This window comes from Aquamicrobium segne (assembly GCF_042656785.1).
Lineage (GTDB): Bacteria > Pseudomonadota > Alphaproteobacteria > Rhizobiales > Rhizobiaceae > Mesorhizobium > Mesorhizobium segne.
In genome coordinates this window covers 91,896-98,376 of sequence record NZ_JBHSLL010000011.1, presented here as the reverse complement: position 1 = coordinate 98,376, position 6,481 = coordinate 91,896, and the positions used below count along the sequence as shown (strand labels likewise).

4 protein-coding genes and 1 pseudogene are annotated in these 6,481 nt (G+C 55.9%); 3 read left to right on the top strand and 2 right to left on the bottom strand.

Features of this window, described 5'->3' with window-relative positions; translation table 11 throughout:
- The 3 genes and pseudogenes from ACFPLB_RS03115 to ACFPLB_RS03105 all read left to right on the top strand — a co-directional run.
- A pseudogene (locus ACFPLB_RS03115) lies at nucleotides 1-114 on the top strand (IS5/IS1182 family transposase); the annotation flags it as partial.
- Between the two features lie 341 nt (nucleotides 115-455).
- Nucleotides 456-1,712: a flavodoxin-dependent (E)-4-hydroxy-3-methylbut-2-enyl-diphosphate synthase gene (gene ispG, locus ACFPLB_RS03110; RefSeq protein ID WP_378227823.1), complete on the top strand. Its 1,257-nt coding sequence runs from the start codon at nucleotides 456-458 to the stop codon at nucleotides 1,710-1,712.
- A gap of 260 nt (nucleotides 1,713-1,972) precedes the next feature.
- Entirely contained in the window at nucleotides 1,973-3,889 is a 1,917-nt protein-coding gene (locus ACFPLB_RS03105) for an FUSC family protein (RefSeq protein WP_378227822.1), read from the top strand.
- Here ACFPLB_RS03105 and clcA read toward each other — a convergent pair.
- Together clcA and ACFPLB_RS03095 are read right to left on the bottom strand one after the other, a co-directional pair.
- The gene (gene clcA, locus ACFPLB_RS03100; protein ID WP_378227821.1) at nucleotides 3,843-5,195 is read right to left on the bottom strand and encodes a H(+)/Cl(-) exchange transporter ClcA; all 1,353 of its coding nucleotides are present in this window, start codon (nucleotides 5,193-5,195) and stop codon (nucleotides 3,843-3,845) included. The genes ACFPLB_RS03105 and clcA overlap by 47 nt on opposite strands.
- A 20-nt stretch (nucleotides 5,196-5,215) precedes the next feature.
- The gene (locus tag ACFPLB_RS03095; RefSeq protein ID WP_378227820.1) at nucleotides 5,216-6,469 is read right to left on the bottom strand and encodes an ArsB/NhaD family transporter; all 1,254 of its coding nucleotides are present in this window, start codon (nucleotides 6,467-6,469) and stop codon (nucleotides 5,216-5,218) included.
- Between the last annotated feature and the right edge of the window lie 12 nt (nucleotides 6,470-6,481).

Here is a 6,481-nt window from a genome sequence, read left to right as displayed (position 1 = left end):
AAACAGTTCCGTGCGGTCGCAACTCGCTATGACAAGCGTGACGACAATTTCCTCGCTTCAGTCCAACTCGCCGCAATCCGAATATGGATCAAAGAAAATGAGTCGGTAGCCTAAACTAGAAAGTGCGAATAGTGCAAGTCTTTCCTGCCGGTGTCCGGCAAGACGGCGCTCCGTGATGTGCGTCTTGCTTCGTTGTTGACCATCAAAACACGGGACTGAACAGCTAGAGCAACGGGCGTTCTGACGTCGCACAAAGGACGCTCTGTCATGTGAATCATGGCTGCGCCTATCAGCAGCCCCATCAACAGCATTGACAAGAGAGGCTGCGTCCTTCACCTCATAGCTGGCTCGATACGCTGTTTTTTCGTGTCGGCGCGCAAAAATTGTGTAACAGGGTTGACGCAGCGTCCTGGGATGCTGCATGGCCTGAAGAATTTGTCAGAGGCGACCGGGGCATGACCGGGTATTTTTCCTCTCCATTTCCACGCCGCGTTTCGGTCGGCGTTGATGTTGGCGGCGTCATGGTCGGCGGCGATGCACCCGTTGTGGTGCAATCCATGACCAATACGGACACGGTCGATGTTGACGGCACGGTTGCGCAGATCGCCGCCCTTCACAAGGCCGGTTCGGAACTGGTGCGCATTACTGTTGATCGTGACGAAAGTGCTGCCGCCGTTCCCAGGATCCGCGACCGGCTGCTGCGGCTTGGTATTCATGTGCCGCTGGTGGGAGATTTCCATTATATCGGTCACAAGCTTCTGGCCGACCATCCCGCCTGTGCCGAAGCGCTGGCGAAATACCGCATCAATCCAGGCAATGTCGGCTTCAAGGACAAGAAAGACAAGCAGTTCGCCGATATTGTTGAAATGGCGATCCGCCACGACAAGCCGGTCCGTATTGGGGTCAACTGGGGCTCGCTCGATCAGGAATTGCTCACCCGGCTGATGAATGAGAATAAGGCAAAAGGTTTCCCGATGACCGCGCAGGATGTGCTGCGCGAGGCCATTGTGCAATCGGCTGTTTTGTCAGCCCGGATGGCAGAAGAAATCGGCCTTGGCCGGAACCGCATCATCTTGTCGGCCAAGGTCAGCGGTGTGCAGGATCTGATCGCCGTCTATGCTGAACTGGCAAAGCGTTGTGACCATGCGCTGCATCTTGGTCTGACGGAAGCCGGCATGGGCTCCAAGGGTATTGTCGCCTCATCGGCTTCCATGGGTATTTTGTTGCAGCAGGGTATTGGCGACACCATCCGCATTTCCCTGACACCTGAACCCGGCGGCGACCGCACACGCGAAGTGCAGGTGGCGCAGGAACTGCTGCAAACCATGGGGTTTCGTCAGTTTGTGCCGATCGTTGCCGCCTGTCCGGGCTGCGGGCGCACCACCTCGACCGTGTTTCAGGAACTGGCGCAGACGATTCAGGAAGATATTCGCCGCAACATGCCGGTGTGGCGTACAAAATATCCCGGCGTTGAGCAGCTTAAAGTGGCGGTGATGGGCTGTATCGTCAACGGGCCGGGCGAATCCAAACATGCAGATATTGGCATATCGCTGCCGGGCACGGGTGAAACGCCTGCCGCGCCGGTCTTTATTGACGGCGAGAAGGCGGCAACATTGCGCGGACCCAACATTGCCGCCGATTTTGAAAAAATGGTGGCCGATTATATTGAAAACCGTTTTGGGTCCGGGGCAAGGGCGCGCGCCGCCGAATGAGTGGCGGCAAATGTTGCCTTTCAGGCTTTAAAGCCTGTCTCTCGAACCGGGAACCGGTTTCGAGATAAAGACATGCGTAAAAACAAAGACTTGAAGCGGGTCGCGTGAATCTGAAAGAAAAGCGACCCGCTTTAAACACGATGTCTGATGGGTGCATGATCAGGCTTTCTGTGTGAGTGTTGCAGAGCGAACTTTATTAACGCAACACCTACAGGTTGTATTCATTGCCCGGTTGCCATAATACACAACCTGTAATGGCCATGGTTCATGTATCAAAAAACCTGCTTGAGTATTTTCTGCTGTCTGATCCGGGCTATGTCCGGCTGCGACTTGCCTGCCGGGCGCTGCTGACAATCGGTCTTGTCTGTGGGGCTCTGGTGCTGTTGCATCGACACGTGCCGATGACACCTGCCGCCTATTCGATTGCGATGATTTCGGCCCTGCAAGGCATTACAGCAATCAAGGACACGACCCCGGCCACGCGGGCGTTAACGCGGCTTTATTGTGCTGCCTTTGGGTTTTGTGCGCTTGCGGTGTTGACCCTGATTGACCATTCATTGTTGCTGGTGAACGGGTTTTTGCTTGTCGTCATCTTCATGGCCACCTATGCGCGCCGCTTCAAGGCGCGCTGGCAAGCGGTGGGCATGTTCACTTTCATGTGCGCAGTGGTCGGTGCGTTCCTAAAACCGCATGAAATTGATCTCAAATCCATTGCGCTGGCTTTTGTTGTTTCGGGCGTCATTGCCCATCTGGTGCGCAATTTTGTATTGCCGGAGCGCCCTGAAGTTGATTGTCGTCAGGCCTTGCAGGTGGCGACAAGGCTCACAGTGCTTTTGTCCGACATGATGGCCCGTGAGGCAAAGCGCAACTGGCCGCAATCTGGCAGAAAAAAGGCCATCCAGCTTGAACGTCAGGCGCGCGATGCGATCCTGTTATGTGAAAGCTATCTGCCATTGACGCCGTCAGGGACGTTGGCCAATGAGCGGACGGTTTTTGCATTGCGACGGCTGTTTAATTTTCAGCTTACCCTGGAAAACGCCCTTGCCAGCGCACTGGGGCCTGATGAAATTCATTCAGGCCAGTTTTCAGCCGATATGCAGGAAAAAATATCATTGCTGAAAAACGCTTCAGATGCGGCGCATCAGGCCGTGGCGGGTTTGCCCGCTGCTGCCTTTTCCGGTGCGGATGATCATGGGGCCAAGGTTGCGTTTCTGCCGCATCGGGGCGAGTTTTTATCGGATAAGACATTCAGGCAGGCATGTCAGGTGACAATCGCTTCGGCCATCGCCATGGTCGGGGGGGTGGCTTTATCGCCGGAGCGCTGGTTTTGGGCGGTGTTGACCGCTTTTCTGATCTTTTCCAACACGCGCTCACGCGGTGATCTTTATGTGCGTGCGCTCAATCGGGCGTTTGGCACCGCTATTGGCATCTTGATTGGCATTGGGCTGGCAACATGGGTTGGTGGTGCGCTTGATCTGACAATCATATTGGCAACGATTTGCATATTTGCGGCCTTTTATCTTGGGTCCTTATCCTATTTCGTGATGACCTTTTTCATCACCATTGCCATTGCGCTCATTTATGGGCTGATCGGCGTCTTCACCCCGGCGCTGCTGGTGCTGCGGCTGGAGGAAACGATGATCGGTGTTGCGGCCGGTGTTTTTGTTTCGCTCTTTGTTTTGCCGCTCAGCACCACCAGGCACACAGGTGAAGCGGTCGCTCATTTTCTGGAAACACTTGACCTGTTTTTAAAAGCTGTCCTTTCCGGGGACGATCATGCCAATCTTGTGGCGGCTGTCCGCAAGCTGGAGATGGCGCAGGCCGATGTGGTTGCCGCAATCGGACCGATGCACAGCCCATGGACCTTCGGACTGGCGCAAGCGCGACCACGCCGTGCCCTGATCCGCATTTCAATGCTGGTGCATCAGGCGCATATTCTGGTCAGAGAATTTGCCGGGACTGCACCAGATAGGGATGCGGCCGTTCAGCTTGATGCACTTCGGCTGCAACTGGCCGGTCTGGCTGAAGGTCATTGCGATCTGTTTGGCCGCAGTCTCATTGCCGATATGGCCCGGCGAGGGGAAAGTGCCACATCCCCATCAAAAAAACCGGCAGGTGAGGCGCTGGAAGTCATGGCGCATATTTTACGGCAGGTGGATCAGCGCAATCAGCAATAGAGCATTTTTCTTGTTGCAGCGTGCGCTCCAGCAATTGTTCATAGATCGGTTTGCCACCAAGCCATTGTGCGACGAGATTTGCCACAAGGCAGGTAGCCAGCAATGGCATGGTCAATTGATAGGCGCCCGTCAGTTCAAGCGTCAGCACAATACCGACAATGGGAGCGCGCACTGAAGCCGTAAACAGCCCGCCCATTGCCGCAATGGCAAAGGCCGTGGTAACGCCGCCAAAACTGGGCAGCAGGCTTTCAACAACTGTGCCAAAAGCCAGCCCGAGACAGGCGGCAAGGGCAAGGATTGGCGCAAAAATGCCGCCGGGAACACCGGAGGAATAGCTGCCGACCATGGTGGCAAAGCGTATAAGCGCCAGCGCCAGCAGCAACAAAAGTGCCGGTTTTTCAGTCACAAGCTCCATGACGACGCTTTCGCCGCCCGTCACGGTTTTCGGCAACAGGATGAACAGCGCACCGATACAAAGACCGGCCAACGCCGGATAAAGATAAGGTGTCCGCTCATGCATCCATCCCGCAAAATTAAGGGCATGCAAGATGCTGGTGTTCAAGATAACTCCGACAAGGCCCAGAACACAGCCAAGTGCGGCAAAGGCCGGGAGCAGGCCAAGCGGCATTTCCGGTGAAAAAAGCGTCATGTCGGGCGCCATGCCGCCAATCAGTTGCGTCATCAGCACGGCCAGCAGGGAGGCGGCGATAATGCCCATATAGGTAAAAAAATTATAGGGAAATTGCTTGCGGGTTTCTTCAATGACAAACAATATTCCGGCAATCGGCGCATTGAAGGCGCAGGCAAGACCAGCCGCCGCACCTGCTGCCAGAAGACCGCGTCTTTCGATTTTGCTCAACCTGATGGTGGAAGACAGCATGGCGGCAATGGATGCACCGATATGGATGGTCGGGCCTTCGCGTCCCAGCACCAGCCCGGAGCCGATGGCGATGATGCCGCCAAAGAATTTGACCGGCAGGATTTTTGCCCAGCGGACAACCCGCAAGCCTTCCATCGCCCCTTCAATTTCCTGAACGCCGCTGCCACTGGCTTCCGGCGCAATGCGGCGCACCATGAAAACGGCAGCAAGCGTCAGTGTCATGGTGATGAGGGCAGCGGAAAGCACCAGCAACGGTCCATCGAGCCATTGCCGCAAATGATTAGGCCAAAGCACGGCTGCATTGATGGCAAGATGAAATAATGAGCCAATTATTCCCGCCAGCAGACCGACAAGTGCGGCCAGCACGATATAGCTAGCCTGTCCGCTGCTGCCGGTCTTTGCTGGCCAGAACTGTCCTGTTTTCATGAGTTTCCTGCTGGCACGACTCATGTTAGTAAAATCCAGATGCTGGCAAAGCCCATGGTGGCAAGTGTGACCAGCGCCCCGGCGCGGCTGAATTCACCAAACGAGATTTTCAAGCCGAAAGCCGCAGCACGCTCGACCATGATGATCCCGGCAAGGCTGCCGAAGATGATCAGATTGCTGGAAAAATGTGTGCCAAGCGACAAGGCCGCCCCCAGTGCATTCGGGTCGCTGTCGGCGTGGAGATAAGGCACCAGCAGGATGACAGCGGGATTGTTGCCGACAAGATTGCTTAACACGGCGCTGATGAAGAACAAAGGCAAAGGCTCTCCCAGATCTATGCCGCTTTCGGTCATATACCCAAGCAGGATCTGTGGCAGGCCGGTGGCGGCAAGGGCGGCATTGACAACAAACAGGCCGGTAATCAGCAACAGGAGATTGCCATCGACCTGCCCCAGCATGTCTTTTGATGAAATCCGGCGGCTTAAAAGAAGAAACCCTGCGCCGCTTAGCGCCACCAGTTCGCGCGGCCAGTCGGTGAAGATGAAGGCGCCAATCACACTAAGACCTATGATGGCGGCCTTCAGCGTCTCGGCCAATGAAAATACGGGCAGGGTTGCGGCCAGTGGGGTGGCCTGTGGGGCGGCTTGCGCGGTGAGGGCTGGTTTTGCTGTCAGCTTCCAGCGCCCGCGATAAAGAAAGCAGATAATGGCCCAGATCATTGGCAGGGCGATCAATGCTGGCAGGGCGGCAATTTTTGAAACCCCGGCAAAAGACAGATGCAGCTTTTGCGCTGCAATCATGTTTTGCGGGCTGCCAATGATGGTGGCGGCCGCCCCTGCATTGGCGGCAAAGCAGAAGCCGAGCAGGAAGGGGATGGGGTTCAAACCGCGTGACAGGGTGAGTGAAATCAACAGCGGGCTCATGGCCACCGCCACCACATCATTGGTCAAAAAAGCCGCCATCAAGCCTGAAGCGCCAATCAGCATGGCAAGAAGCAGCGGCTCGGAAACATTGGATTCTGCAACGCGCTGCGTGGTCCAGCCATAAAATCCGGAGACGGTAAAAGCTGCCGAGACCACCATCAGGCCAAACAACATGCCAAGGCTGCTATAGTCGATCGCGGCCCAGGCGCTTGCTGCGCTGATGCTGCCGGTTGCCATGACGGCAACTGCGCCGATGACGGCAGCCCCGGTGCGATCGACCTTGAAGCCCGGCAAGGTGCCAAGACCCATCACCAGATAGACCAGCAGGAAAATGGTCAGCGTTAGATCCATGATCGTTGCTCC

What these genes read in the sequence shown, in the direction of transcription:
- ispG (WP_378227823.1), top strand. Translation starts at nt 456, where the DNA reads ATGACCGGGTATTTTTCCTCTCCATTTCCACGCCGCGTTTCGGTCGGC.
- ACFPLB_RS03095 (WP_378227820.1), bottom strand. Translation starts at nt 6,469, where the DNA reads ATGGATCTAACGCTGACCATTTTCCTGCTGGTCTATCTGGTGATGGGT.
- clcA (WP_378227821.1), bottom strand. Translation starts at nt 5,195, where the DNA reads ATGAAAACAGGACAGTTCTGGCCAGCAAAGACCGGCAGCAGCGGACAG.
- ACFPLB_RS03105 (WP_378227822.1), top strand. Translation starts at nt 1,973, where the DNA reads ATGGTTCATGTATCAAAAAACCTGCTTGAGTATTTTCTGCTGTCTGAT.